This is a genomic window from Saccharopolyspora terrae (assembly GCF_004348435.1).
Classification (GTDB): Bacteria; Actinomycetota; Actinomycetes; order Mycobacteriales; family Pseudonocardiaceae; genus Saccharopolyspora; species Saccharopolyspora endophytica.
On record NZ_SMKS01000029.1, the window covers coordinates 51,263 to 77,297 of the forward strand.

22 protein-coding genes, 1 pseudogene and 1 riboswitch are annotated in these 26,035 nt (G+C 70.2%); of the genes and pseudogenes, 17 read left to right on the top strand and 6 right to left on the bottom strand.

Features of this window, described 5'->3' with window-relative positions; all coding sequences use genetic code 11:
* Positions 1-50 precede the first annotated feature (50 nt).
* Positions 51-1,663, top strand: a pseudogene (locus tag E1181_RS33065) (DUF885 domain-containing protein).
* Here the strand turns inward: E1181_RS33065 and E1181_RS17455 are convergent.
* Positions 1,641-3,761, bottom strand: coding sequence for a RecQ family ATP-dependent DNA helicase (locus tag E1181_RS17455; RefSeq protein ID WP_132676057.1), 2,121 nt, complete (start codon positions 3,759-3,761; stop codon positions 1,641-1,643). The pseudogene E1181_RS33065 and the gene E1181_RS17455 sit on opposite strands and share 23 nt — an antisense overlap.
* 242 nt (positions 3,762-4,003) lie before the next feature.
* Here E1181_RS17455 and E1181_RS17460 point away from each other — a divergent pair, with 242 nt between their 5' ends.
* The 10 genes from E1181_RS17460 (at position 4,004) to E1181_RS17505 (ending at position 13,885) form a co-directional block, all read left to right on the top strand.
* Complete coding sequence (locus tag E1181_RS17460; protein ID WP_132676059.1) at positions 4,004-5,332, top strand: glutamate-5-semialdehyde dehydrogenase; 1,329 nt, start codon at positions 4,004-4,006, stop codon at positions 5,330-5,332.
* 2 nt (positions 5,333-5,334) lie between these two features.
* On the top strand, positions 5,335-5,916 hold the full coding sequence (locus E1181_RS17465; protein ID WP_132676061.1) for a TetR/AcrR family transcriptional regulator: 582 nt from the start codon (positions 5,335-5,337) through the stop codon (positions 5,914-5,916).
* A gap of 85 nt (positions 5,917-6,001) precedes the next feature.
* Complete coding sequence (locus tag E1181_RS17470) at positions 6,002-7,210, top strand: cytochrome P450 (RefSeq protein WP_132676063.1); 1,209 nt, start codon at positions 6,002-6,004, stop codon at positions 7,208-7,210.
* 31 nt (positions 7,211-7,241) lie between these two features.
* Entirely contained in the window at positions 7,242-7,463 is a 222-nt protein-coding gene (locus tag E1181_RS17475) for a ferredoxin (RefSeq protein ID WP_132676065.1), read from the top strand.
* A gap of 280 nt (positions 7,464-7,743) precedes the next feature.
* A complete protein-coding gene (gene nadD, locus E1181_RS17480; RefSeq protein WP_132676067.1) occupies positions 7,744-8,355 on the top strand; it encodes a nicotinate-nucleotide adenylyltransferase in 612 nt (203 codons plus the stop codon).
* Positions 8,356-8,719: 364 nt separating this feature from the next.
* A complete protein-coding gene (gene rsfS, locus E1181_RS17485) occupies positions 8,720-9,103 on the top strand; it encodes a ribosome silencing factor (RefSeq protein WP_132676069.1) in 384 nt (127 codons plus the stop codon).
* Positions 9,100-9,720 carry a histidine phosphatase family protein gene (locus tag E1181_RS17490; RefSeq protein ID WP_132676071.1) on the top strand — a complete coding sequence of 207 codons (621 nt, stop codon included), beginning with the start codon at positions 9,100-9,102 and terminating at the stop codon, positions 9,718-9,720. The genes rsfS and E1181_RS17490 overlap by 4 nt, the downstream gene beginning before the upstream one ends.
* A gap of 35 nt (positions 9,721-9,755) precedes the next feature.
* Positions 9,756-10,616, top strand: a complete 861-nt coding sequence (locus E1181_RS17495; protein WP_132676073.1) for a DegV family protein — start codon at positions 9,756-9,758, stop codon at positions 10,614-10,616.
* A 123-nt stretch (positions 10,617-10,739) separates the two neighbouring features.
* The gene (locus tag E1181_RS17500) at positions 10,740-11,546 is read left to right on the top strand and encodes a ComEA family DNA-binding protein (protein ID WP_207922193.1); all 807 of its coding nucleotides are present in this window, start codon (positions 10,740-10,742) and stop codon (positions 11,544-11,546) included.
* The gene (locus E1181_RS17505) at positions 11,543-13,885 is read left to right on the top strand and encodes a DNA internalization-related competence protein ComEC/Rec2 (RefSeq protein ID WP_132676075.1); all 2,343 of its coding nucleotides are present in this window, start codon (positions 11,543-11,545) and stop codon (positions 13,883-13,885) included. The genes E1181_RS17500 and E1181_RS17505 overlap by 4 nt, the downstream gene beginning before the upstream one ends.
* A gap of 84 nt (positions 13,886-13,969) precedes the next feature.
* Here the strand turns inward: E1181_RS17505 and thrC are convergent, their stop codons facing one another.
* Entirely contained in the window at positions 13,970-15,238 is a 1,269-nt protein-coding gene (gene thrC, locus E1181_RS17510) for a threonine synthase (protein ID WP_132676077.1), read from the bottom strand.
* A 14-nt stretch (positions 15,239-15,252) separates the two neighbouring features.
* A riboswitch (SAM riboswitch) is annotated at positions 15,253-15,389 on the bottom strand.
* Between the two features lie 97 nt (positions 15,390-15,486).
* On the opposite strand from thrC, the gene holA reads away from it, so the two are divergent.
* A complete protein-coding gene (gene holA / locus E1181_RS17515; protein WP_132676079.1) occupies positions 15,487-16,473 on the top strand; it encodes a DNA polymerase III subunit delta in 987 nt (328 codons plus the stop codon).
* On the opposite strand, the gene E1181_RS17520 is transcribed toward holA, so the two are convergent.
* A complete protein-coding gene (locus E1181_RS17520; RefSeq protein ID WP_132676081.1) occupies positions 16,474-17,337 on the bottom strand; it encodes an EamA family transporter in 864 nt (287 codons plus the stop codon).
* A gap of 23 nt (positions 17,338-17,360) precedes the next feature.
* Positions 17,361-18,167: a TSUP family transporter gene (locus E1181_RS17525; RefSeq protein ID WP_132676083.1), complete on the bottom strand. Its 807-nt coding sequence runs from the start codon at positions 18,165-18,167 to the stop codon at positions 17,361-17,363.
* A 209-nt stretch (positions 18,168-18,376) separates the two neighbouring features.
* Between E1181_RS17525 and rpsT the strand changes: the two genes are divergently transcribed.
* Positions 18,377-18,637: a 30S ribosomal protein S20 gene (gene rpsT, locus E1181_RS17530; RefSeq protein ID WP_132676085.1), complete on the top strand. Its 261-nt coding sequence runs from the start codon at positions 18,377-18,379 to the stop codon at positions 18,635-18,637.
* 59 nt (positions 18,638-18,696) lie between these two features.
* On the opposite strand, the gene manD is transcribed toward rpsT, so the two are convergent.
* Both manD and E1181_RS17540 read right to left on the bottom strand, forming a co-directional pair.
* On the bottom strand, positions 18,697-19,908 hold the full coding sequence (gene manD, locus E1181_RS17535) for a D-mannonate dehydratase ManD (protein ID WP_132676087.1): 1,212 nt from the start codon (positions 19,906-19,908) through the stop codon (positions 18,697-18,699).
* A 224-nt stretch (positions 19,909-20,132) separates the two neighbouring features.
* Entirely contained in the window at positions 20,133-21,470 is a 1,338-nt protein-coding gene (locus tag E1181_RS17540) for an MFS transporter (RefSeq protein WP_132676089.1), read from the bottom strand.
* 85 nt (positions 21,471-21,555) lie between these two features.
* On the opposite strand from E1181_RS17540, the gene E1181_RS17545 reads away from it, so the two are divergent.
* The 4 genes from E1181_RS17545 to E1181_RS17560 all read left to right on the top strand — a co-directional run bounded on the left by E1181_RS17545 (position 21,556) and on the right by E1181_RS17560 (position 25,698).
* Entirely contained in the window at positions 21,556-22,269 is a 714-nt protein-coding gene (locus E1181_RS17545) for a GntR family transcriptional regulator (protein ID WP_132676091.1), read from the top strand.
* 210 nt (positions 22,270-22,479) lie between these two features.
* Complete coding sequence (locus tag E1181_RS17550; protein WP_132676093.1) at positions 22,480-22,860, top strand: VOC family protein; 381 nt, start codon at positions 22,480-22,482, stop codon at positions 22,858-22,860.
* A 325-nt stretch (positions 22,861-23,185) separates the two neighbouring features.
* Positions 23,186-25,039 (top strand): translation elongation factor 4, encoded by a 1,854-nt coding sequence (lepA, locus tag E1181_RS17555; RefSeq protein WP_132676095.1) that lies wholly within the window; start codon positions 23,186-23,188, stop codon positions 25,037-25,039.
* Between the two features lie 83 nt (positions 25,040-25,122).
* Positions 25,123-25,698 carry a Uma2 family endonuclease gene (locus E1181_RS17560; RefSeq protein WP_132676097.1) on the top strand — a complete coding sequence of 192 codons (576 nt, stop codon included), beginning with the start codon at positions 25,123-25,125 and terminating at the stop codon, positions 25,696-25,698.
* Positions 25,699-26,035: the final 337 nt, after the last annotated feature.

The window sequence follows — 26,035 nt, forward strand, 5'->3', positions numbered from 1 at the left end:
ATCGGGAAATCCAGGTGAGCGGGACGCGTCCGCTGATGCAGACTGCCGGGATGACCGAGGTGCGCGCGCTGGCGGACGAGCTGGTAAAGGTTCTCGTCGCCGAGAACCCGCTCAACGAGTTGCTGCAGGGCTTGCCCGGAACGGCCGACCGGCTCAACGATCCGGACGAGGACGCCGAGGCTGTTCTGCGCTCTCGCGCCTCGCGCATCGCCGCCGCAGCCCGTGACCTCGATGGCGACGACCTCACCCGGGAGGTGGTGATCGCCGAGGCGGAGGCCGTGGCCACCCGCATCGGTTCCCGCCTGGTCGAGCACACGATGCACGACTCGGCGGTCTCACCGCTGGGCAGGCTGATGGAGATCCTCCCGCAGCGGCAGCCCGAGAACCCCGATCAGGAGCGGGACTTCCTGACCGCGCTGGAGGCGGTTCCGGACTTCCTGGCCAAGAGCGGCAGGCGGCACCTGGCCGGTGCGCGGGCAGGACGGCTGCCGGTCGCCCGCCGGGTGCGCGTCGCGATCGAGCACCTCGACGCCCATCTGGCCGCACCGCAGGACGACCCGCGCGCAGGCCACCGCTGAGCTCCGAGGAGGAGCGGGATCGCCTGCTGGCCGAGGAGATCAGGCCCGCGTTCGCCGCCTACCGGGACGTCTTGCGGGAGCTTCCCGGCAGGTCCGACGACGAACCCGGCCTCTGCTTCCTCCCCGACGGCGGCCAGACCTACACCGCCCTCGCCCGAATGCACACCACGACCGACCGCACGCCCGAGGAGCTGCACCGCACCGGGCTCGACCTGCTGGCCGAGCTCGACGAGGAGTACGCCGAGATCGGCTCCCGCGTCTTCGGCCTGCGCGATGCCGCCGAGATCCGCGACCGGATGCGCACCGACGTGGCGCTGCGCTGGTCCAGCGGCGAGGAACTGCTCGCGGCCGCGAAAGCCGCTGTGGCCAGGGCGGAAGCCGCCGCGCCCGGGTGGTTCGGCCGGACGCCGAAGCACCGCTGCCGGGTCGAGCCGTTCCCCGCGGACCAGGCGCCGGACGCCGTCGGCGCCGCGTACCTGCCGGGCCCTGTCGACGGGTCCCGGGCCGGAACCTACTTCGCCAACACCCACGCGGCCGAGCAGCGGCCGCGATTCCTCGCCGAGGCGCTGGCGTTCCACGAGGCCGTGCCCGGCCACCACTTCCAGATCAGCCTCACCCAGGAACTCACCGACCTCCCGATGATCCGGCGGATCGCCGGTTTCAACGCCTACATCGAGGGCTGGGGCCTCTACGTGGAACGGCTGGCCGACGAGATGGGGCTCTACAGCGACGATCTCAGCCGCCTGGGGATGCTCGCGATGGACTCCACGCGCGCCGCCCGGCTGGTCGTCGACACCGGTCTGCACGCCTTCGGCTGGCCCCGGTCGAGAGTGGTGGACTTCCTGCGCGCCCACACGCTCCTGCCCGAGGTGGAGGTGCAGAGCGAAACCGACCGCTACGTTGAAGCTCCCGGACAGGCGCTGTCCTACATGGTCGGACGGCTGGAGATCCAGCGGCTGCGCGCGCAGGCCGAACGCCATCCGGGGTTCGACCTGCACGCCTTCCACGACCTGGTGCTGGCCCACGGCCCGCTGCCGCTGCCGGCGCTGGCCGAGGCGGTGGTCAGCTGGTCGAGGCGAGGGTGAACGGCAGCACCGCGGGCGCACCGGCCCGGCGGATCATGCGGCCGACGACCGTTGCGGTCCAACCGGTGTCGGCGTAGTCGTCCATCAGCAGCACCGGACCGTCCAGGGCCGCCAACTTGCCCGCCAACTCCTCGTCGATCTTGAACTGGCGCCACAGCGACGCCACCCGCTGCGCGCTGTTGGTGGCGCGGTTCGGCGTCGTGTTCGGGTTGGTCAGGACCTCGCCGAGCAGCGGCAACCGGCCGATCCCGGCGATGCGCTCGGCCAGGCTGCGCACCAGCTTCGGCCGCGTCCGCGAGCCCAGGGCCACGACACCGACCGGGCGCTGCTCCCACTCCCACGCGGCCAGCACCTTGATCGCGGCCTGGAACAGGTCGTCCGGCAGCTCCTGGTCGGGAGCCCCGGCGGCCAGCAGTTCTCGCAGCCGGTTGCCCCAACCGATGTCGGTGAGCCTGCCGATCGCGCGACCCGTGGTGGCCTGCTCGTCGGCGGGCAGCTTGCCGGAGGCGTCCACACCCAGCGCGGACATGCCGCTCGGCCACATCTTGCGCGGCGCGATGTCCACGCCCGGCCGCTGCAACCGCTCCTGCGCCTGCTGCACGGCTTGCTCGTCGACCTCGGCGGAGTAGCCCGACCCGGTGCAGTTGTCGCAGCGCCCGCAGGGTTCGGCGTGCGGGTCGTCGAGCTGGCGGCGCAGGAACTCCATCCGGCAGGACGACGTGGTCTCGTAGTCGATCATCGCCTGCTGCTCGGCCTGGCGCTCGGCCTCGATCCGCCGGTAGCGCTCGGCGTCGTAGTGCCACGGCTCGCCGGTGGCCTCCCAGCCGCCCTTGACCCGCTGGACCGCGCCGTCGACGTCGAGGACCTTGAGGACCATCTCCAACCGGTTGCGGCCCAGCTCCACGTGCGGTTCCAGGGCGGCGGTGGAGAGCTTGCCCTGCTCGGCGAGGGTGTCGAGGACGGCGCGCACGGTGTGCTCCGGCGGGAACGCCAGCGAGGCGAAGTAGCTCCAGATCTCGCGATCCTCCGGGCCGGGCAGCAGCAGCACTTCGGCGCGCTGCACGCCACGACCGGCACGACCGATCTGCTGGTAGTAGGCGATCGGCGAGGACGGCGCGCCCACGTGCACCACGAAGCCGAGGTCGGGCTTGTCGAAGCCCATCCCGAGCGCGGAGGTCGCCACCAGGGCCTTGACCCGGTTGTTGAGCAGGTCCGCTTCGGCCTGCTCCCGCTCCGCCGGGTCGGTCTTGCCCGAGTAGGCGGCCACCTCGTAGCCCTGTTCCCGCAGGTAGGAGGTGATCTCGTGGGCCGCGGCGACGGTGAGCGTGTAGATGATGCCCGAGCCGGGCAGCTCCTTGAGACGTCCCGCCAGCCAGCCCAGGCGGGCCTGCGCGGTGGGCAGCCGCACGACCCCGAGCCGCAGGCTCTCGCGATCCAGCGTGCCGCGCAGCACCAGCGTCTCCTGCGGATCGGTGAACTCGCCGCCGACGCCGAGCTGATCGGAAACGTCGGCGACCACGCGGTCGTTGGCGGTGGCGGTGGTGGCCAGCACCGGAACGCCCTCGGGCAGTTCGGTCAGCAGCGTGCGCAGCCGCCGGTAGTCGGGGCGGAAGTCGTGACCCCAGTCGGAGATGCAGTGCGCCTCGTCGACCACCAGCAGCCCGGCGTTCTGGGTGAGCTCGGGCAGGATCGTGTCCCGGAAGTCGGGGTTGTTGAGCCGCTCGGGGCTGACCAGCAGCACGTCGACCTCGCCCGCGGCGACGCGCTCCTCGATGTCGGTCCACTCCTCGGGGTTGGCCGAGTTGATGGTGGCGGCGTGCACCTCGGCGTTGGCCGCGGCGGCGACCTGGTTGCGCATCAGCGCCAGCAGCGGCGAGACGATCACGGTCGGTCCCTCGCCGAGCTCGCGCAGCAGCGCGGTGGCGATGAAGTAGACCGCCGACTTGCCCCAGCCGGTGCGCTGCACGACCAGCGCGCGGCGGCGTTCGAGCACCAGCGCGCGGATCGCCGCCCACTGGTCCTCGCGCAGCGCGGCTTCGGGGCCGGCCAGTGCTCGGAGTCGTTCTTCGGCGAGTTCCCGCAGCGCTTCTTCGTCCACGTCCCGAATTCCTACCGGACGCCGCTGACGCCACGCGCCCGGGGCAGCGCGGGCGTGTCGGGAACCGCTTGGTCGGACCCCGCAGAGCATCGCGCGGGTCGGAGCTGTTCGAAGCCGTGGCAGCGGAGCTGGAGCGGTCGCCGGGATTCCGGATCCGGCGGTTCTAGGTGCTGCAGGTGGGGTGTCCTGAGGGGCGGGAAATGCGTTGCCGGGCTCGTGCGGTCACGGATTAGGCTGGTGGGGTGACCGTCATCGAGTTCCCCACCTCTGACAAGGCGACCGGCGACGACCTGCGCGACCAGGTGCGCGACGCCGCCCGCCGCGCCCGCGAGGCCTCCGCCGAGCTGGCCCAGGCCACCCGCGGCGCCAAGGACGCGCTGCTGCAGGACATGGCCGACGAGCTGGTCAAGCGCGCGCCGGAGATCTTGGAGGCCAACGAGCGCGACGTCGCCGCGGCCCGCGAGTCCGGGATGACCGAGGCCCTGATCGATCGGTTGATTCTGAGCACCGGTCGGGTCGAGGCGATGGCCGACGGTCTGCGCACGGTCGCCGGGCTGCCGGACCCGGTGGGGGAGGTGCTGCGCGGCCAGGTGCTGCCCAACGGCGTCCAGCTGCGCCAGGTGCGGGTGCCGCTCGGCGTGGTCGGCATCGTCTACGAGGGCCGCCCGAACGTGACGGTCGATGCCGCCGGTCTGACCTTGAAGTCGGGCAACGCGGTGCTGCTGCGCGGCTCGTCGTCGGCGGAGAGCTCCAACACCGCCCTGGTGTGGATCCTGCGCGACGTCGTCGCCCGGCACGGCCTGCCGGTGGACGCCGTCCAGCTGCTGCCCTGCCACGACCGGGCCTCGGTGCACCACCTGATCACCGCTCGCGGACTGGTCGACGTCGTCATCCCGCGCGGTGGCGCCGGCTTGATCGCGGCGGTCGTCGAGCAGTCCACGGTTCCTGCCATCGAGACCGGTGTGGGCAATTGCCACGTCTACGTCGACTCCAGCGCCGACCTCGACATGGCGCTGCGGATCCTGCTGAACTCCAAGGCCCGCCGCCCGAGCGTCTGCAACTCCGCGGAGACCTTCCTGGTGCACGCCGACATCGCCGAGGAGTTCCTGTCCCGCGCGATCGCCGAGCTGTCCGAAGCAGGCGTGACGGTGCACGGAGACGAGCAGGTGGTGGCGGTCGGCGGGCCGAACGTCGTGCCCGCCACCGACGAGGACTGGGACACCGAGTACCTGTCGCTGGACATCGCCGCTGCCGTCGTCGAGTCGCTGCCCGCCGCCGTCGAGCACATCCGCGAGCACGGCTCCGGGCACACCGAAGCCATCGTGACCAGCGATTTCCGCGCCTCTCAGCAGTTCACCGCGCAGGTCGACGCGGCCGCGGTGATGGTCAACGCCAGCACCGCCTTCACCGATGGCGGGGAGTTCGGGATGGGTGCCGAGATCGGCATCTCCACCCAGAAGCTGCACTCGCGGGGCCCGATGGGGCTGCCGGAGCTGACCTCCACCAAGTGGCTCGCGTTCGGCGACGGCCACGTGCGGCCGGGTTCCGCTCCGGCCAAGCCGGGGAGCTGAACTTGACGCAGGCGCCGCGACGCAAGCGCGACTCCGCCGCCACCAAGGAAGCCCTGCTGCAGGCCGCCTCGGAGCTGTTCACCGAGCGCGGTTTCAGCGCGACGACGGTGCGCGACGTCGCGGCGCGCGCCGGGGCCAACCAGGCGCTGCTGTTCCGCTACTTCGGTTCGAAGCAGGAGCTGTTCGCGGCGGTTCTGACGCGCAACAGCGAGCAGGTGATCGCGGAGCTCTCCGCTGAGGAGCTGCCCCGGCAGCTCCTGATCAACCTGCTCGACAGCGCCGAGCCCAACGGGGAACACCCGCTGGTGGCGATGCTGCGCTCGTGGAGCGACGAGCGGGCGGCGGAGATGCTGCGCGGCGAGTTGGGCGCCCGCTACACCGAGCGGCTCTCGGAGCTCTCCGACGCCGAGGACGCGCAGCTGCGCGCCGATCTGGTGCTGGCGTGGGTGTTCGGCATCGGGATGGTGCGCTCGGTGCTCGGGAAGAGCCCGCTGGCGGACGCCGACCCCGAGGTCATCGTCCGTTACGTCACCCGTGCGGCATCCGTCCTGCTGGAGCGAACGGACCTTTCGGACGATCGCTGATCGCGGCGTGCGCAGCGTCTTCCCCGGGCGTACCGTGCGTTTGTAAGCGACTGCTTACAAACGAGATGTCCCCGGGGAGCTGCGCATGACCACCACGGAGCCGCGGACGTATCCGTTCAACGTCGCAGAGGCGCTCGACCTCGACCCGCTCTACGCCCAGTTGCGCGCGCAGGAGCCGTTGAGCCGCGTCAAGCTGCCCTACGGCGAAGAGGCCTGGCTGGCCACCCGCTACGAGGACGTCAAGGTCGTCCTCGGCGATCCGAGGTTCAGCCGCGCCGAAACGATGGAGCGCGACGAACCGCGACTGCGACCGCGCCAGCAGGTCGGCGGCATCCTGAGCATGGACCCGCCCGACCACACCCGCCTGCGACGGCTGGTGGCCAAGGCGTTCACCCAGCGCCGCGTCGAGAAGCTGCGCCCGCGCACCCAGGACATCGCCGACGACCTGGTGAGCGCGATGATCGAGCGGGGCGGCCCGGTCGACGTGGTCGAGGACTTCGCGCTCCCGCTGCCGATCACGGTGATCTGCGAGCTGCTGGGCGTGCCCTTCGAGGACCGCGAGGACTTCCGGGTCTGGTCGGACGCGTTCCTGTCGACCAGCAAGCTCACCGCCGAGCAGGTCACCGATTACACGGACCGGATGATGGACTACATCGCCGGTCTGATCGCGCAGCGCCGGGCCGAGCCCGCCGACGACCTGATCACCGGACTCATCGCCGCCCGCGACGAGCACGACAAGCTCAGCGAGGACGAACTGGTCCGGCTGGCCGCCGGAATCCTCGTCGCCGGGCACGAGACGACCGCCTCGCAGATCCCCAACTTCCTCCACGTGCTGCTGACCCACCCCGAGCAGCTGCAGCGGTTGCGCGCGGACCTGGATCTGATCCCGTCCGCCGTCGAGGAGCTGCTGCGCTTCGTGCCGCTGGGCGTCGGCGCCGGTTTCGCGCGGTACGCCACCGAGGACGTCGAGCTCGGCGGTGTGCTGGTGCGCGCGGGCGAACCGGTGCTGTCGAGCATCGGTTCGGCCAACCGGGACGAGGCGGTCTTCGACGACCCGGAGACAGTGGACCTGGCGCGCGCGGAGGCGTCCCACGTCGGCTTCGGGCACGGCCCGCACCACTGCCTCGGCGCCCAGCTGGCCCGGATGGAGCTGCAGGTCGCGCTGCGCACCCTGCTCACCCGGCTGCCGGGGCTGGACTTCCCGAACTCGCCCGAGCAGGACGTGACGTGGAAGACGGGACTTCTGGTTCGAGGTCCCCAGCGAATGATGGTGTCGTGGCAAGGTGTCGAGTGATCTCGCTCATGCGGACGGGAGAGGTGAGCTGATGAGTTGGTCGATCGAGATCGACACGAACACCTGCATCGGGTCGGGGATGTGCGCCGGGGTCGCCCCGGACCACTTCGAGCTGGTCGAGGGCTATTCGAAGACCCTGCAGGACCGGTCCGAGCCCTCCGAGGAGGTCGTGGACGCCGCCGAGTCCTGCCCGGTGGAGGCGATCCTGGTCAAGGAGGTCGCGACCGGGAAGGTCGTCGCACCAGAGGAGTGACCGGCATCACGACGAAAATGCCGTCATGATTCCCGGCGCGCGCGGGTCTCACCCGTGCGCGCCCAAGAGGCAGCGCCCGCGATCCGAAGTGGGCCCCCAGCCGCGGAGGATCGCGCAGGGCGGCGAGGTCCGGTCGAGGGGGGAGCCTGGGCCGGACCTCGCAGCCGGCCGCGGTCCCGGCGTGGGGTTTGAGGGGATCCGTGCCGGGACCGTGGCCTCCGACACCCCGGGGTGACCCGCTGACGTGCCTGGTCGTGACGCTTATCTAGGGTGGTCAGCTATGTCTCGTCGCCGGATCGGGGTCATGGGTGGCACCTTCGATCCCATTCATCACGGACACCTCGTGGCAGCCAGCGAAGTGCAGGCGCAGTTCGGCCTCGAACAGGTGATCTTCGTTCCCACCGGGCAGCCGTGGCAGAAGAGCCACGAGGTCGTCTCGCCGGCCGAGGACCGCTACCTGATGACCGTGATCGCCACGGCCTCCAACCCGCGGTTCCTGGTCAGCCGGGTGGACGTCGACCGCAAGGGCCCGACCTACACCGCCGACACGCTCACCGAGCTCCACGAGCAGTTCCCGGACGCTGATCTGTACTTCATCACCGGGGCCGACGCCCTGGAGCAGATCCTGTCCTGGCACCGGGTCGAGGAGATGTTCGAGCTCGCCCACTTCATCGGCGTGACCAGGCCCGGCTACTCGCTCAACAGCGCGCACCTGCCCGACGGGTCGGTGTCGCTGGTCGAGATCCCGGCGATGGCGATCTCCTCGACCGGCTGCCGCGACCGGGTCCGGGCGGGCCTGCCGGTCTGGTACCTCGTGCCCGACGGCATCGTGCAGTACATCACCAAGCGCGGCCTCTACCGCGACGACGCTCCCGCCGAGTGGGGTCCGTAGCAGGGGCGTCCGTTCGACGAGGCTTGATGGGACTCCGCGTCTCGGTCGCTACGAGGTGGTGCCCGGGGCGCAGAGCGCCGGAGCCCCCGCCGACAGCGGCGAGCGACAGATACCACCCCGTTGGCCGAAGACGCTCATCAGGGGTGTTGTCGCTGGTCGAGGGGCCTCGTGGTGCACTTCATCAGCTAGCGCGGCCTCCGCCGCGGAGCTCTGGCGGGATGGGGCCCGGCAAGGGCGATTGAACCCGAGCGCACCGCTCGGGCATAAAGGACTTGTATGCGAAGGCCGGGCGGCTCCTGGTCGGGACCGGCGGCCTATCCTGCTACCCGGCATGGGCACACCGAGCCCGGCCGAGAGGAGTGACGTGGCAGCCACCGAGAACGCCCGCGAGCTGGCCCTGATCGCCGCCCAAGCCGCGGCCGACAAGAAGGCCACGGACGTGGTCCTGCTGGATGTCTCCGAGCAGCTGGTCATCACCGACTGCTTCATGATCGCGTCGGCCTCGAACGAGCGGCAGGTCGAAGCGATCGTCGACTCGGTCGAGGAGAAGCTGCGCGCGGCGGGCATCAAGCCGGTCCGGCGCGAGGGGGCCCGCGAGGGCCGGTGGGTCCTGCTGGACTTCGTCGACGTCGTGGTGCACGTCCAGCACGCCGAGGAGCGCTCCTTCTACCAGCTGGAGAAGCTGTGGAAGGACTGCCCGCGGATCGAGTTCGTCGATCAGGGCGTGCCCGCCGAGGAAGACGAGTGAGCCTCGACCGGCTCGTGCTGTGGCGGCACGGCGAGACCGACTACAACCTCGCCGGCCGCATCCAGGGTCACCTCGACAGCTCGCTGACCGCCAACGGCGTCGAGCAGGCCGAGCAGGCCGCTCCCGCCATCGCCGCGTTCGAGCCTTCGGTGGCCGTCAGCTCAGATCTGAACCGCGCGCGCACCACCGCCGCCGCCTACGCCAAGGTCAGCGGCGAGCCGGTGAAGCTGGACAAGCGGCTGCGGGAGACCCACGTCGGGGAGTGGCAGGGGCTCAGCGGAGCCGAGGTCGAGCACGGCTGGCCCGGTGCGTTGAACACCTGGCGGGCGAACCCGGACTGGGCGCCGCCCGGCGGCGAGTCCCGCATCGAGGTCGCCACCCGTGCCGTCGAGGTCGTCACCGAGCTCGACGACCACTACGAGGGCACCGCGCTGCTGTGCGCGCACGGCGGGCTGATCACCGCGCTCACCGCGAAGCTGCTGGCACTGCCGGTGGAGCTGTGGCCAGGTCTGGGCGGGGTGCGCAACTGCCACTGGGTGGTCCTCCACCGCCGCAGCCCCAGCGATCACCGTTGGCGCCTGATGGTCTACAACGCCGGGGCGCAAGCCCACGTGTGATCGCATCTGCCGTCTGACGTCGTAGGGTTGCGTCCGTGTCCATTGCCGTCGTCACCGATTCCACGGCGTACCTGCCGTCCGGGTACGCCGCGCGGTACGGGGTTCGGGTCGTTCCGCTGCACGTCAGCGTGAACGGTGGCAAGCACGTCTACGAGACCGAGTTCTCGCCTCGCGATCTCGCCGAGGCGCTGGAGAACAAGCACCGGGTGACCACCGCGAGCGCCACCTCGGGAGAGCTGGCCCGCGCCTACCGGCAGGCGCTGGACGACGGCGCCGAGGGAGTCGTGGCGGTGCACCTGTCCCGGCAGCTGTCGGGGACCTGGGACGCCGCTCGGCTGGCCGCGCGCGAGACCGACCCGGACCGCGTGCGAGTGGTGGACTCGCGGTCGGCGGCGATGGGGCTGGGGTTCTCCGTGCTCGGAGCCGCCGACGCCGCTCAGGCGGGCGCCGACCTGGACGAGGTGGAGCACACCGCTGCGGTGACGGCCGCGCGCACCACCACCGTGTTCTCCGTGCAGACCCTGGAGTACCTGCGCCGAGGTGGGCGCATCGGCACCGCGGCGGCGGTGCTGGGCACGGCGCTGTCGATCAAGCCGTTGCTGCACGTCGACGACGGGCGCATCGACGCGCTGGAGAAGGTGCGCACCACGACTCGCGCGATGGCGCGGCTTCGCGACATCTCGCTGGACGCGGCCGGTTCCGGTTCGGCGGCGATCGCGGTGCACCACCTCGCCGCCGCCGAGCACGCCGAGGAGCTGGCGGCGCGGTTCACCGCCGAGCTGGGGGAGTCGGTGGAGTGCGTCGTCTCGGAGGTCGGCGCGGTCATCGGGGCGCACATCGGCCCCGGATCCGTGGGCGTGGTGGTTCTCCCGAACGGGTGGCGTTTCGGCGCGTGAAAACCCTTCGGGGCGCGGATTCCACACCATCGAGCTGAATCTCGGCGAGCTTCGGTCCACAGTAGTCAGATACACGAAAAATGATGGTGCGCAACGCGTTTCGTACGCGCTACCGTCGACGGCATGTTCGACACCAAGTTCTTCCGCGCCGTTGACGACGACTCCTACGAGCAGCTCGACACCCGGTCCCGGTTGCAGACGCTGCGCCGCGAGGCCGAGCACGACGAGCCGACGCGACGACTCCAGCCCAACTACTCGGTGAAACCGCCCGGCGGCGGCCGAAGTTCGCCGCTGTCGCGGCTCGCCGAGCGGTGGCTGCCCGAATCCCTGCTGAGGTCGAGGGTGGACCCCGGTCGCGCCGGTGTGCTCGCGCTGTCGTTGGTGGCGGCCCTCGTGCTGCTCGGTGTGCTCGTCCTCGCCTGGTCCGGCCGCCCGACGGCCGAGTCCGCTCCGCCACCGCTTCCCGCTCCGCCACCACCGGTGTCGACCAGCGCCGCCGCTCCGGCGGAGCTGGTGGTCAGCGTCGTCGGCCGAGTTCAGCGCCCCGGTCTGGTCACGGTCTCGGCCGGTGCGCGCGTTGCCGACGCGGTGTCGGCTGCGGGCGGTCCGCTTCCCGACACCGACCTGACCGGGCTCAACCTCGCTCGCCGTCTGGCCGACGGCGAGCAGCTCTACGTCGCCATCCCGGTGCCACCGGAGGCCCGGCCAGGGCAGACCGGCGCGGATGCCGGCGGCGACGGCAAGGTCGATCTCAACACCGCGACGAAGGAGCAGCTCGATGGACTACCAGGGATCGGCGAGGTCACCGCCGAGCGAATCCTGCAGTGGCGCACCGAACACGGCCGCTTCGGCTCGGTGGATCAGCTCCGGGACGTCGGGGGGATCGGCGAAGCCCGGCTGTCCAAGCTGCGCGATCTGGTGCGGGTGTGATCCGGCGGCTTGACCTGCGGCTGGTACCGGCGGCAGCGGCGGTCTGGGCGGTGACGCTGCTCGGTCTGCTGGCGGGCTGGGTGCCGGCCGCGGTGACGGCGCTGGCGGCGGCGTTCCCGGTGGTCCTGATGATCTCGCGGCGGTCGGGGCCCAAGGCGGTGCTGGTGGTTCTGCTGCTCGCCGCGGTGTCGGCGACCGGCATCGCGATCCGGGCCCACGACGTCGAGGAACATCCGCTCCGCCGTGCGGCGGGCGCCGGTGAACAGGTGGTGTTGCGGGTGGAGCTGGCGGCCGCGCCGGCTCCGCTGCGAGGGGCGGCGTTCGGCGCCAGCCGGGCGCAGGACCGCTCGCTGGCCAGAGCGGAGCTCGTGACCGCCGAGATCGCCGGACGCCGGTACGCGGCAGGCGGTTCGGTGGTGCTGCTGGTGCCGACCGAGTCGTGGCGCGGACTGATCGCCGGGCAGCGGCTCACCGTCCGGGGCAAGGTGGCGCCGCCGCGCGACGGACAGCTCGTCGTGGCGGTGGTCCCGGTCTACCGGGCTCCGGGCGAGGTCGCTGCGCCACCGGAGTGGCAGCGCGTGGCCGCGGACATGCGTGCGGGACTGCGCGAGATCGCGGGGCGGCACCTGGGGCCGGAAGCGGCCGGACTGCTGCCGGGACTGGTCGTCGGCGACACCAGCGGGCTGGCCCCGGAGGTGGAGCAGGAGTTCGAGACGGCGGGCCTGAGCCACCTCACGGCCGTCTCGGGGGCGAACTTGGCGATCGTGTGCGGTGCGGTCCTGGTGCTGCTGCGCTTGCTGGGCATGGGGCCGGTGGTCTGCGCGCTGGGCGCGGGTGCGGCGCTGATCGGGTTCGTCGGGCTGACCGGACCCGAACCGAGCGTGCTGCGGGCCGCGGTGATGGGAGCCATCACGCTGCTCGCGCTGGTGCTGGGCCGTCGGCGCTCTGCGCTGCCCGCGCTGGCGGCGAGCGTGATCGGGTTGCTGCTCCTGCTGCCGGAGCTGGCGGTCAGCGCGGGGTTCGCCCTGTCGGTCGCGGCCACGGCGGGCCTGGTGCTGCTGGCGCCGGTGTGGGCGGCGGCGTTGCGGGCGCGCGGCGTGCCGGCCGGGCTGGCCGAGGCGGTCGCGGTTCCGGTGGCCGCGCACGTGGTCACCGCGCCGTTGATCGCCGCGATCTCCGGAGGCGTGAGCCTGGTGGCGGTGCCGGCCAACCTGCTGACGGCGCCGGTGATCGCCCCGGCGACGGTGTTCGGCGTGCTGGCCACCGTCATCGCACCGGTGTCGACGTGGGCGGCGGCGGTCGGTGTCGTGCTGGCCGGACCGGAGTTGGAGTGGGTGCTGCTGGTCGCCGACCGCGCCTCGGCGGTGCCGGGCGCGGTGTTCGACTGGCCGACGGGCACCGGCGGTGGACTGCTGCTGGCGGTCCTGCTGCTGGTGGGGTTGATCGCGTTGCGAGGAAGGAGGATTCGGCTGCTCGCGGTGGTCGCGGTGCTGCTCAGCGCGCTGGTCGTGCTGCCGGTGCGCACCATGCTCCCGGGCTGGCCTGCGCAGGGCTGGAGCGTGGTGGCCTGCGACGTGGGGCAGGGCGACGGACTGGTGCTGGCGACCGGGAGACCGGAGGAAGCCGTCGTGGTCGACACCGGCCCGGACCCGCGCCGGGCGTCGAACTGCCTGCGGCGCCTGGGGATTCGCCGGGTGTCGATGGCGGTGCTCACGCACCTGCACGCCGACCACGTCAGCGGCCTGCGCACGGTGCTGGGCGAGATCCCGGTCGGTGCGGTGGCGATCGGGCCGTTGCGCGAACCGGAGTGGGCCTTCGACGACCTGGTGCGCGACACCCGCGCGCACCGCACGCCGATCGTCACCCTGCAGGCCGGGCAGCGGCTGGCGTGGCCTGGTCTCGTGCTCGACGTCCTCGCGCCCGATCCGGGCGTGACCCGCACGCAGACCGCCGACGACGCCAACGATGCGTCGCTGGTGATCCGCGCGACCACCCCGGCGGGGCGCGTGCTGCTCACCGGTGACGTGGAGCTGCCGGGGCAGGGGCGTCTGGTGTCCTCCGGCGCGGATCTGCGAGCGGACGTGCTCAAGGTTCCGCACCACGGATCCCGTTACACGACACCGCGCTTCCTGCGGGCGGTGCGGCCGAGGCTCGCGCTGATCAGCGTCGGCGCGGGCAACGACTACGGGCACCCGAACCCGTTCGTGATCGACACGCTGGCCCGCGCGGGCACCCGGGTGCTGCGCACCGACCAGGAAGGAGACATCGCGGTCCTGCCCGGGCCGCAAGGACCTCGGTTCGTCGCACGCGGAGACCCGCTGCGCGCCACCGACAACTGAGCGTCCGAAGTGGACGAAAAGGTGGGTGGCGTCCCGTCGGGACACCACCCACCCTTGAGAGAGGAGGATTCGCCTACAACTGAATCAGAGGCCGAGCGCCTGGTTCACCGACTCGGTGGTCGGGGCGACGGTGGCCTTCGGGCCGAGCTCGCCCTCGACGGCGTCCAGGGTCTTGAGGCCGTCACCGGTGATCAGCAGGACCGTCTCGGCGTCCGGGTCGATCTTGCCGGCCTCGATGAGCTTCTTGGCGGTCGCCACGGTCACGCCACCGGCGGTCTCGGCGAAGATGCCCTCGGTGCGGGCCAGCAGGCGGATGCCGGCGCGGACCTCGTCGTCGGTGACGTCCTCGATGGCACCGCCGGTCTTGCGGACGATGTCGAGCACGTACGGACCGTCGGCGGGGGCGCCGATGGCCAGCGAGCGGGCGATGGTGTCCGGCTTGACCGGCTGCACGACGTCGTGGCCGTTGCGGAAGGCGGTGGAGACCGGGGAGCAGCCCGAGGCCTGCGCGCCGAAGATCTTCACCGGGCTCTCGTCGACCAGGCCGACCTGGGCGAACTCGTTGAAGCCCTTGTAGACCTTGGTCAGCTGCGAGCCGGAGGCGATCGGCACCACGATCTGCTCGGGGATGCGCCAGCCCAGCTGCTCGGCGACCTCGAAGGCCAGGGTCTTGGAGCCCTCGGAGTAGTAGGGCCGGACGTTGACGTTGACGAACGCCCAGTCCTCGTGCTCGCCGGCGAGCTCGGTCGCGAGCCGGTTGACGTCGTCGTAGTTCCCGTCGACGGCCAGCAGCGAGCCGTCGTAGACCGCGCTCATCAGGATCTTGGCGCGCTCGAGGGTCTTGGGCACCAGCACGACCGAGTCCCAGCCGGCGCGGGCAGCGGCGGCGGCCACGGCGTTGGCGAGGTTGCCGGTCGACGGGCAGGCCAGCACCTTGAAACCGAACTCGCGGGCGGCGGCCAGTGCGACGGCGACGACGCGGTCCTTGAAGGAGTGCGTGGGGTTGCCGGTGTCGTCCTTGATCCAGATCTTCTTCACGCCGAGGGCCTTGGCGAGGTTGTCCGCCTGGATCAAGCGGGTACAGCCGGGCTCGGTGTTCGGGATCTGGTCGACGTTGCCGGGAACCGGCAGGAACTGCTTGTAGCGCCAGATCGACCGCGGACCGGCCTCGATCTCCTCGCGGCGGATCTTGCCGAAGTCGTAGGCGACCTCAAGTGGCGAGAAGTCTTCGAGGGAGACGAATTCGGGGGCCAGCGGCTGCCGGTGCCCCTCTTCCTTGGACACCAGTTCGACGGCGTTGCCGAGATCGAACTTCTTGCCGGCGGTCGTGTTGGCGGGGGCAGCAGCAGTCATCGCGCGAGGTCCTCTCCTCATCTGTCCCGCGGACGGGTCGGAATTGGCACCTGTTCCGTCCGTGACCTCGCGCCGGTTTTTTGCACGATGCAGCGGACGAACGGTTGCCGGGGCTTCAACGGGCCGTTCCCTCTGCCCCTCTGGATGAGCTATTCGGTTGTGAGGGCAACGTTAGTTGAACGAATGCATTCCTGGCCAGTGCGCATCCAGATGGCGAGACTGTCGCGGGCCCGTGGGACCATTGCTCCATGAGCTCACCGACCGTTGTCGCGGACCCGCTGCACTTGGTTCTCGGAGACGAAGAGCTGCTGGTGGAGCGCGCGATGTGGGCTGCGGTCGGGGCAGCCCGAGCGGCCGATCCGGAGGCCGATTTCAGCAGGGTGAAGGTGAGTGAGCTCACCCCTCCGGAGCTGGCCGAAATGCTGAGTCCCTCGCTGTTCGCAGAGGCTCGCGTGCTGGCGATCGAATCGGCGCAGGACGCCGGAAAGGAGATCGCCGAGGCCTTGCTGCTGCACGCCAAGCAACCGGCCGAGGGCGTGACCCTGATCGTCCTGCACAACGGTGGCGGGCGGGCCAAGCACGCCAAGGAACTGCCCAACGCGCTGAAGAAGGTCGGCGCCCGGGTCACCGAGTGCAAGAAGCTCACCAAACCCGCCGACCGCGAGGCGTTCGTCCGCGACGAGATCCGCCGCGCAGGCGGCAAGTCCGACTCCGGCGGGGTCAGCGCGCTGATCGAGGCGGTCGGCTCGGACCTGCGGGAGCTGTCGGCTGCGGCCTCGCAGCTGGTGGCCGACACCGGCGGCAAGATCGACGCGGACGCGGTCGGCCGCTACTACCGGGGCCGCGCCGAGGTGACGGGGTTCGCCGTCGCGGAGAAGGCCGTGGTCGGGGACCGTGCCGGCGCTCTTGAAGCGCTGCGCTGGGCGATCCAGCTCGGCGTGCCGCACGTGCTCATCGCCGACGCCCTCGCCGACTCGGTCCGCACGATCGGCCGCGTCGCGGCTGCGGGAGGGCGCAACGATCCCTACCGCCTGGCAGGCGATCTCGGCATGCCCGCCTGGAAGGTCAAGAAGGCCCAGTCGCAGTCGCGCGGCTGGACGCCGACGAGCCTGGCGGCGGCGCTGCAGGTCGTCGCCGAGGTCAACGCTGGCGTGAAGGGCATGGCCGCCGACGCCGACTACGCGCTGGAGAAGACGGTCCTGCGCCTGGTCTCGCTGCGCAACCAGCGCAACTGATCACGCCACGCCGAGCAGCACCACACCGGCGAGCACCACGACCGCGCCGGTCATCCGCCGCACCGGCTGCGCTTCGCCGAGCAGCCGCCAGGCCAGCAGCCCGGCGATGACGATGCTCAGCTCGCGCGCCGGGGCCACCAGGCTCACCGGTGCCATCTGCATCGCGAACAGCACCAGGATGTAGGCCAGGGGAGACAGCAGTCCGACGGCGAGGATCTCCCGCCGGTGCTCGGCCCAGATCCGCGCGAGCGCACCGCGCCGCCGTGCGGCGTAGGGCGCGAGCATGGCGCTGCGCGAGAGGTTGTTGGCCCAGTCGAACAGCAGCGGTGACAGCGCCAGCCCGGTCACGGCGTGCGCGTCCCACACCGTGTAGGTCGCGATCAGCGCTCCGGTCAGCAGTCCGAACCCGACTCCGGCGAGGTTCGCCCCGGCGCGCGGCATCCCGTCGGACAGACCGATCACGAAGACTCCGGCGACGACCAGCACGCCGCCGCACACCCCGAGCCATCCCGGCCGCTCGTGCAGCACCAGCACCGCCACCAGCATCGACAGCATCGGCCCGGTACCCCTGGCCAGCGGGTACACCACGGACATGTCGCCGACGGCGTAGCCGTGCTGCAGCAGCAGGAAGTAGCCGAGGTGGATGACGGCGCTGACCAGCACGCCCACCAGCCACGCGCCCAGCGGGGGAGCACCGCTGATCAGCAGCGCACCCGCGGCCACCGGCAGGTACAGCACGGCCGAGCAGGTCGCGGTCAGCCACACGAAACCCGGCCCGGACGAGCCGGCGCGCTTGGCGAAGAAGTTCCAGCCCGCGTGCGCGAAAGCGGCCAGGACCACGAGAACGACTGCGGCAGCGCCCATGAATCCGGGGAGCTTAGTTCCGGTCAGCCGCTGAGCGCGATCTTCCAGCCGAGGCTGATCACGAGTCCGACCACGACCGTCAGGAACACCCGTCGCACGAACGCCGATCCGCGACCGGCGGCCAGCGTCGCGCCGAGCACGCTGCCCGCAATGTTGCTGGCGGCCATCACGAGCCCCAGACCCCACAGGACCTTGCCGGCCGGGATGAAGAAGAACAGCGCGCCCAGGTTGGTGGCCACGTTGACGACCTTCGCGGTCGCCGAGGCGGTGACGAAGGCGAAGCCGACCAGGCTGACCAGCCAGAACACCAGGAACGAGCCGGTTCCCGGCCCGGCGATGCCGTCCCAGAACCCGATCACCGCGCCGCCGAGCAGCATCAGCACCAGCTGGAGCCGACGCGCGAACCGGGGAGCGTGCACCGAGCCGAGATCGGGCTTGCGCCACGTGTAGATGCCGACCACGACCAGCGCGACCAGCACCACGACGTTGAGCACCGACGAGGGCAGCGCATCGGCCAGCGCCGCCCCGCCCAGCGATCCGACCAGCGCCACCAGGGCCATCGGCAGCGCGGCCCGCCAGTCCATCGGGGTGCGCTTGGCGTAGGTGCGGGCCGCGGCCGAGGTCCCGGCGATCGCGGCGACCTTGCTGGTGGCCAGCGAGTAGACGACCTCGCCGCCGGGCAGCAGCATCAGCATCGCGGGCAGCTGGATGAGGCCACCGCCGCCGACGATCGCGTCCACGGCTCCGGCGAGGAACGCCGCCGCGCAGAGGAACAGCAGCCCGGCGAGGGTGAGATCGGCGAATCCGGGCCAGTTCAACGCGGTCAGCACGAGGCATCACCGTATGGCCTGCGCACAGCGGATTCCGAGCGGTTGTGAGCGTCCTCGCGGCACGCGGACCACCCGGCGAACGCGCAGGTGAGCCTTGTTAGCATGAATGACCGTGTCGTACGGCATTCCGCCGTGGAGGAAAACCGGTCTTCGGGCCGGGCCGATTCGAGTGCGGCACGTGATTCGACTGACGAGGAAGAGGCGCACCAGTGGCCAACATCAAGTCCCAGATGAAGCGGATCAAGACCAACGAGGCGAACCGCCAGCGCAACAAGGCCGTGAAGACCACGCTGAAGTCCGCCATCCGCAAGTTCCGCGCGGCCGCTGACGCCGGCGAGAAGGACAAGGCCGCCGAGCTGCAGCAGACCGCCGGTCGTCTGCTGGACAAGGCCGCGAGCAAGGGCGTCATCCACAAGAACCAGGCCGCCAACAAGAAGTCGGCGATGGCCGCCCGCGTGAACAAGATCTGAGTTTTCTCAGTCGACGAGAGGGCCCCTTTCCCGCAGCGGGAAAGGGGCCCTCTCGCGTCTCACCAGTCGTGCATCGAGCCGTCGCGACGGCGGTTCACCGGCAGGTACCGCGGCTCGTAGGGGAACCTCTCCGCGGCCTCCTCGTCGACCCACACGCCGAGTCCGGGTTCGTCGCTGGGGTGCAGGTAGCCGTTGGCGAAGGTGTACCCGGAGCGGAACACCTCCGCGGTCTGCTCGGTGTGGCCCATGTACTCCTGGATGCCGAAGTTCGGCACGGCCAGGTCGACGTTGAGCGCGGCCGACAGCGAGATCGGCGACAGGTCACCGGCCCCGTGGCAGCCGGTGCGCACGCCGTAGAGCTCGGCGAGCGAGAAGATCCGCCGCAGGTGCGTGATGCCGCCCGCGTGCGAGACCGAGGTGCGGATGTAGTCGATCAGCCGCTCGGTGATCAGCTGCTGGCAGTCCCAGATCGAGTTGAACACCTCGCCGACCGCGATCGGGGTCGTGGTGTGATCCCGGATCAGCCGGAACGCGCTCTGGTCCTCGGCCGGGGTCGGGTCCTCGATCCAGAACATGCGGTGCTCTTCGAGGTCCTTGCCGAGCCGCCCGGCCTCGATGGGGGTGAGCCGGTGGTGCACGTCGTGCAGCAGGTGGAAGTCGAAGCCGAACCGCTCCCGCACCGCGCCCAGCACCTGCGGCGCGTGCCGCAGGTAGGACTCGGTGTCCCAGTGGCCCTCCTCCGGAACCGCTGAGGACGCGGGCTCGTAGAACTCGCCCTTGGCCGGAACCCCGTAGGCCTTGTCCACGCCGGGCACCGACGCCTGCGCCCGGATCGCCAGGAACCCCTGGTCGAGGTGCGCGGCGACGTCGTCGAGCAGCGCGGGGACGTCCTCGCCGGTGGCGTGGCAGTAGGTCAGCACGCCGTCCCGGGCCGCGCCGCCGAGCAGCTGGTAGACGGGCAGCCCGGCGACCTTGCCCTTGATGTCCCACAGCGCGATGTCGACCGCGGCGATCGCGGTCATCGTCACCGGGCCGCGCCGCCAGTAGGCGCCCTTGTACAGGTACTGCCAGGTGTCCTCGATGCGCTGGGAGTCGCGGCCGATCAGCAGCGGGCAGATGTGGTCCCGCAGGTAGGACGCCACGGCGAGCTCGCGTCCGTTGAGCGTGGCGTCACCCCAGCCGACCACGCCGTCGGCGGTGGTGAGCTTGAGCGTCACGTAGTTGCGGCCGGGAGCGGTGACGATGACCTTGGCATCAACGATCTTGGACAACTCGGTCCTCTCTGCGATCGGCTAGAGCTTGTTGATGAATTGCTTTGCTGGGCGGTGCGGGTGGCGGAACCTGACACGCCTTCTGGACTCCGTGCGCCACGACTGATGCATGTCCAATGCACGGCGTCGCGGCGTACTCGCCAGAAGACGTGTCAGAACCCGCGGCGGTGCCGACTGAGTCCCACACCTGAAACGACGGCTACCGCCGCATCCCTCAACAGCACCTAGTTCTGCTCGGTGCGGGGCCAGTCGGCGTACTCGGTGCCGCCACGGCGGTTCGGCGCGGTTTCGGGGAGGAAGCGCAGGCCGATGAGGCTCAGCACGATCAGCGCCGCCACGTACACCGCGACCCAGGTGAAGCCGCCGCCGGCGAGCACCAGCAGCGCGGAGGCGACGACGGTGAACGGGCCGCTGGCGATCATCGCGCCGAACTGCCACACCACCGACACGCCGCTGTAGCGGGCGCTGGAGGGGAACAGCTCGGGGAAGTAGGACGCCTGCGGCGCGTAGGTCCCGGCGTGACCGAAGGCCAGTCCGGCGATCATCAGCAGCGTGATCAGCACGACGTTGCCGCTCTCCACGGCCAGGAACGCGGGCACCACCAGCACCAGGTTGAGCACGGCGGCGCCGATGAAGGTGGTGCGGCGGCCGATGCGGTCGGTGAGCTTCCCCCAGAACGGCAGCAGGATCAGCTCGGCGACGATCGCGATGATCACCGCGTCCAGCACGATCCCGCTGTCGACGCCGTGCGCCTTGGCGTAGGAGACGAGGAAGACGGTGTAGAGCGGGAAGACGGCCGCCTCGACGAACTTGGCCAGCATGCCGCCGAACACCTCGCGCCGGTGGTCCGACAGCAGCACCTTCACGGGCGCGCGCTGCGGTTCCTGCTCCTTGACGGCCTCGAAGGTCTCGGATTCGGGCACCCGCATCCGGATGTACAGGCCGATGATCACCACGACGGCGCTGAGCAGGAACGGGATGCGCCAGCCCCAGGAGAGGAACGCCTCTTCGGGCAGCTGCGCCTCCAGCACCGCGAACAGCACGGTCGGGATCAGGTAGGCGGTGGGCGAGCCCATCTGCACGAAGCTCGCGTAGAAGCCGCGCTTGTCCGGTGGCGCGGCTTCGGCCGTGAGCAGCAGCGCTCCGCCCTGCTCGCCGCCGACGCCGAAGCCCTGCAGCAGCCTGACCAGGACCAGGATGATCGCCGCCCACAGCCCGATCTGCTCGTAGGTGGGCATCAGTCCGACGACGAAGGTGCCGAGACCGGTGAGCAGCAGCGTGTAGACCAGCGTCTTCTTGCGGCCGAGCCGGTCGCCGACGTGTCCCCACACCAGGCCGCCGAGGGGGCGGGCGAAGAACCCGACCGCGTAGGTGGAGAACGCGGCGAGGGTGCCCACGAGCGGGTCGACCTCGGGGAAGAAGACCTTGTTGAACACCAGCGCCGATGCGGTGCCGTAGATGAAGAAGTCGTAGTACTCGGCGATCGTGCCGATCACCGAGGCGGCGACCGTGCGGCGCAGCGATCTGGTCCCGTCGGCGCGCGGTTCGAGGTCCGTCGGCATTGACCCTCCTCAGTTCATGAATACCAGCGGTACCATACAAGCTCTGGGATGCCACTAGTCAAGGGTGGTCGATAGGGTGGTGACCATGGCGACGACGGCGGGCAAGACCTCGGCTCGGGTGACGGTGCACCGCGAGATCCGGCAGCGCATCATCACCCTGCAGCTGCCGCCGGGACATCCGCTTTCGGAGAACGAGCTGGCCGGTGAGCTGGAGGTCTCCCGGACCCCGGTGCGCGAGAGCCTGCTGCTGCTCGCCGAGGAAGACCTGGTCCGGGTCTTCCCGAAGCTCGGTTCCTTCGTCGCCAGGGTGGACCCGCAGCGCATCGCCGACGCCCAGTTCGTCCGCGAAGCCGTCGAGGTCGCCTCGCTGACCGACGCCGTCGAGCGCCGCACGGACGAGGACGTCAAAGCCCTGCGCGACCTGCTGGGACAGCAGCGCGCGGCCGCCGACGACGTGGGCAGGTTCTTCGAGCTCGACGAGGCCTTCCACCAGCGCCTGCTCACCGCAGGTGGTCACACCAACGCCTGGCGCACGGTCGAGCAGGCCAAGGCCCACCTCGACCGCGCCCGCCGCCTCGGCCTGCGCACGGTCAGCCCGGTCTCGGCCCTGATCGATCAGCACGCCGAGATCGTCGACGGCCTCGAATCCCGCGATCTCGACGCTGCGGTGGGTGCTCTCCGCGGGCATCTGCGCGCCGTGTTCGAGGACGTCGAACGAATCCGATCGGAGTCCCCCGAACTCTTCGTCGACAGCACCGACGAACGCCCGGTCAGGCGCAGCATCACCGTCCTCCAGTGACGCTTCGGTGATCAGCACCCTCCGGGTGCCTCGATCGGGCGACGCATTCGAATTTCGCGCGAAATTGGACCGGGATCTTCGCGGCTCGAATTTCGCGCGAAATTCGAATCCCGCCCGCGGGTGCTGAGGTCCAGGCGTGGTCGCTGTCGTGGAGAGTGCTGATCTGCCCGTGTTCGGTGTTCCTGGGTGTTTGCCGGTAGAAATGCGGGCATGGAGGTCTTGAACAGCCGGATGATCCTGCGGCCCGCCGATCACGATCGGTCGGTGCGGTTCTACCGCGACGTGCTGGGATTGGCGGTGTGCCGCGAGTTCCCCGGCGGCACGGTGTTCTTCCTGGGGCAGGGGTATTTGGAGGTCTCCGGTCAAGGGGATCAGGGCCCGAGCCCGGACCAGGTCCTGTGGCTCCAGGTCCGGGACCTCCGCGCCACCTTCGACGAGCTCCGCGAGCAGGCGGTCACGGTCCTCGCCGAGCCCGAGCACAAGCCCTGGGGCCTGCACGAAGGCTGGATCGCCGATCCGGACGGCATGCGCATCGTCCTCGTCGAGGTCCCCGCTGATCACCCCATCCGCCGCGACACCCGCGGCGACTGACGTTCCTTCAGCCCAGCCGAGAAGTCGCCGAACGCCGCCTGACGAGCGCGTACGGACGGCGCTGTGTTCCGCATGGTGATCATGCTGGCCCGGTGAGAGCTCCCGATGAAGCGAACACCCCGCAGCTTCCCCCCAGGCGGTGGGGCTTGCCGCCCCGGCAAGCGGGCTCGTGCGGGGCGTCCGGGAGTTGGGCGTCGGACACGGGGCGTGGCGTGGGACTATGGGGTGAACCCGTGCGCGTCATCCGCCCGGGGGAGACCGGGCCGACGTCTGCCGACGAACGCCGACAGCCGTAGGAACGCCGCCGACATCCGAGGACCCCTGAGTGAGCAGTTTCGCCGACACCACGTTCACCCCGCCGGAGCGGATCCGGAACTTCTGCATCATCGCGCACATCGACCACGGCAAGTCGACGCTGGCCGACCGCATGTTGCAGCTGACCGGTGTGCTGGAGGAACGCGCCTACCGGGCCCAGTACCTCGACCGGATGGACATCGAGCGCGAGCGCGGCATCACGATCAAGGCGCAGAACGTGCGCCTGCCGTGGGTCCTCGACGGCGACGAGCACGTGCTGCACATGATCGACACCCCCGGTCACGTCGACTTCACCTACGAGGTCAGCCGTTCGCTGGCCGCCTGCGAAGGCGCGATCCTGCTGGTCGACGCCGCGCAGGGCATCGAAGCTCAGACCCTGGCGAACCTCTACCTCGCCATGGAGCACGAGCTGCAGATCATCCCGGTGCTCAACAAGATCGACCTGCCTGCCGCCGAGCCGGACAAGTACGCGGCGGAGCTCGCGCACATCATCGGCTGCGAGCCCGAGGACGTGCTGCGCGTGTCGGCCAAGACCGGTGAGGGCGTGGGCGCGGTCCTCGACGAGGTCGTGAAGCAGGTGCCGGCGCCGCAGGGCGAGGTTGACGCCCCGCCCCGCGCGATGATCTTCGACTCGGTCTACGACACCTACCGCGGCGTGGTCACCTACATCCGCGTCGTCGACGGCAAGATCACCCCGCGCCAGCGGATCAAGATGATGTCCACCAACGCCACCCACGAGCTGCTGGAAGTCGGCATCATCTCGCCGGATCCCAAGCCGTCGAAGGGCCTGAGCGTCGGCGAGGTCGGTTACCTGATCACCGGCGTGAAGGACGTCCGCCAGTCCAAGGTCGGTGACACCATCACCGCCGAGCGCAAGGGGGCGACCGAGCCGCTGGCCGGCTACCGCGAGCCCAAGCCGATGGTCTACTCCGGGCTGTACCCGATCGACGGCTCCGACTACCCGATCCTGCGCGAAGCGCTGGAGAAGCTGCAGCTCAACGACGCCGCCCTGACCTACGAGCCGGAGACCTCGGGCGCGCTGGGCTTCGGCTTCCGCTGCGGCTTCCTCGGTCTGCTGCACCTGGAGATCACCCGGGACCGGCTGGAGCGCGAGTTCAACCTGAACCTGATCTCCACCGCCCCGAACGTGGTCTACGAGGTCGAGATGGAGGACGACACCGAGCTCGTGGTGACCAACCCCTCCGACTGGCCCGAGGGCAAGATCAAGGAGGTCTCCGAGCCGGTCGCCAAGTGCACGGTGATCGCCCCGTCCGAGTTCGTGGGCACGATCATGGAGTTGTGCCAGAGCCGCCGCGGCCAGCTCAACGGCATGGACTACTTGTCGGAGAGCCGCGTCGAGCTGCGCTACACGCTGCCGCTGGGCGAGATCGTCTTCGACTTCTTCGACCAGCTCAAGTCCCGCACCCGCGGCTACGCCTCGATGGACTACGAGGAATCCGGGATGCAGGCGTCGAACCTGGTCAAGGTCGACATCCTGCTGCAGGGCGAGCCGGTCGACGCCTTCAGCGCGATCGTGCACCGCGACGGCGCCTACGCCTACGGCACCAAGATGGCCACCAAGCTGCGCGAACTCATCCCGCGCCAGCAGTTCGAGGTGCCGATCCAGGCGGCCATCGGCTCGCGCATCATCGCCCGCGAAACCATCCGCGCGATTCGCAAGGACGTGCTCGCCAAGTGCTACGGCGGTGACATCAGCCGGAAGCGCAAGCTGCTGGAGAAGCAGAAGGAAGGCAAGAAGCGGATGAAGACCATCGGCCGCGTCGAGGTCCCGCAGGAAGCCTTCGTCGCAGCCCTGTCCACGGACGAGGGCAAGGAAGACAAGTCCAAGGGCGGCAAGAAGTAACGCTCGGCGCAAGGCCGATGACTGACTGTCGGCGCCCTCTGGTTGACTTTCCATCAAACGGAAAGGAGGGCGCCAGGCCAGCCATGGCAGAGACGACCGGCCCGCACGGCATCGTTCAAGGTCGCCCGTTCACGGTGTACGACCTGGAGACGATGCCCGATGACGGCCACCGGTACGAGCTTCTCGAACGGGCGCTTCTCGCGACGCCCGCGCCTGGTTACAAGCATCAGAAAGTGGTTCTGCGTCTGGGAGCTCTGCTCGATGCAGCCTGCCCGGACGAGCTTGACGTTCTGCCCGCCCCTTTCGCGGTTCGCCCGTCCGTCACGGTCGAGCTTCAGCCCGACTTGCTGGTCGCTCGGGATGAGGACCTCACGGAGGCGTACCTGCCGACAGCGCCAGTGCTCGCGGTGGAAGTCCTGTCCCCGAGCACGAAGCTCCACGATCTGAACTCGAAGAAGGCCTTCTACGAGCGACTCGGCGTCCCGGGCTACTGGGTCATCGATCCGCTGGAGCCCCGGCTGACCGTGTTCGAGCTGGGCGACGACGGTGATTACCGAACCCTCGGCAAGTTCACCGGCCCAGAGGCTTTCGACGCGGCCAACCCGTTCCCGGTCCGAGTCGTCCCCTCCGAACTCATCGGCCGCCGTCGGGAGCCCTGAGGGCTTCACCTCACCGGCCGACGGCGTCGTCGGTTCGGTTCGGCGAACGTCATAGAAGCCCTCTATGGGGCTTATCGAGCATTGGTCTGCTCTGGTGGTGATCTGGGGAAACCTGGGTGAACCGTGACTCGGGTCACGGTCCCAGCTGGTGGATCGGGGTTGTGTGGTTCGGACCTGTGGTTAGCATGCGATCGCAAAGTTCTTGCGGTGTTTCGGTTTCCGCCGAGCACATCGATGTTTTCCCTGGTGCGCCACCAAAAGTGGCGGGCTCGACGCTGCCTGGAGGTTGCTGGTGGACTTCTCCCGCGAACGCTTACCGATCCCCGACCCTCAGCCC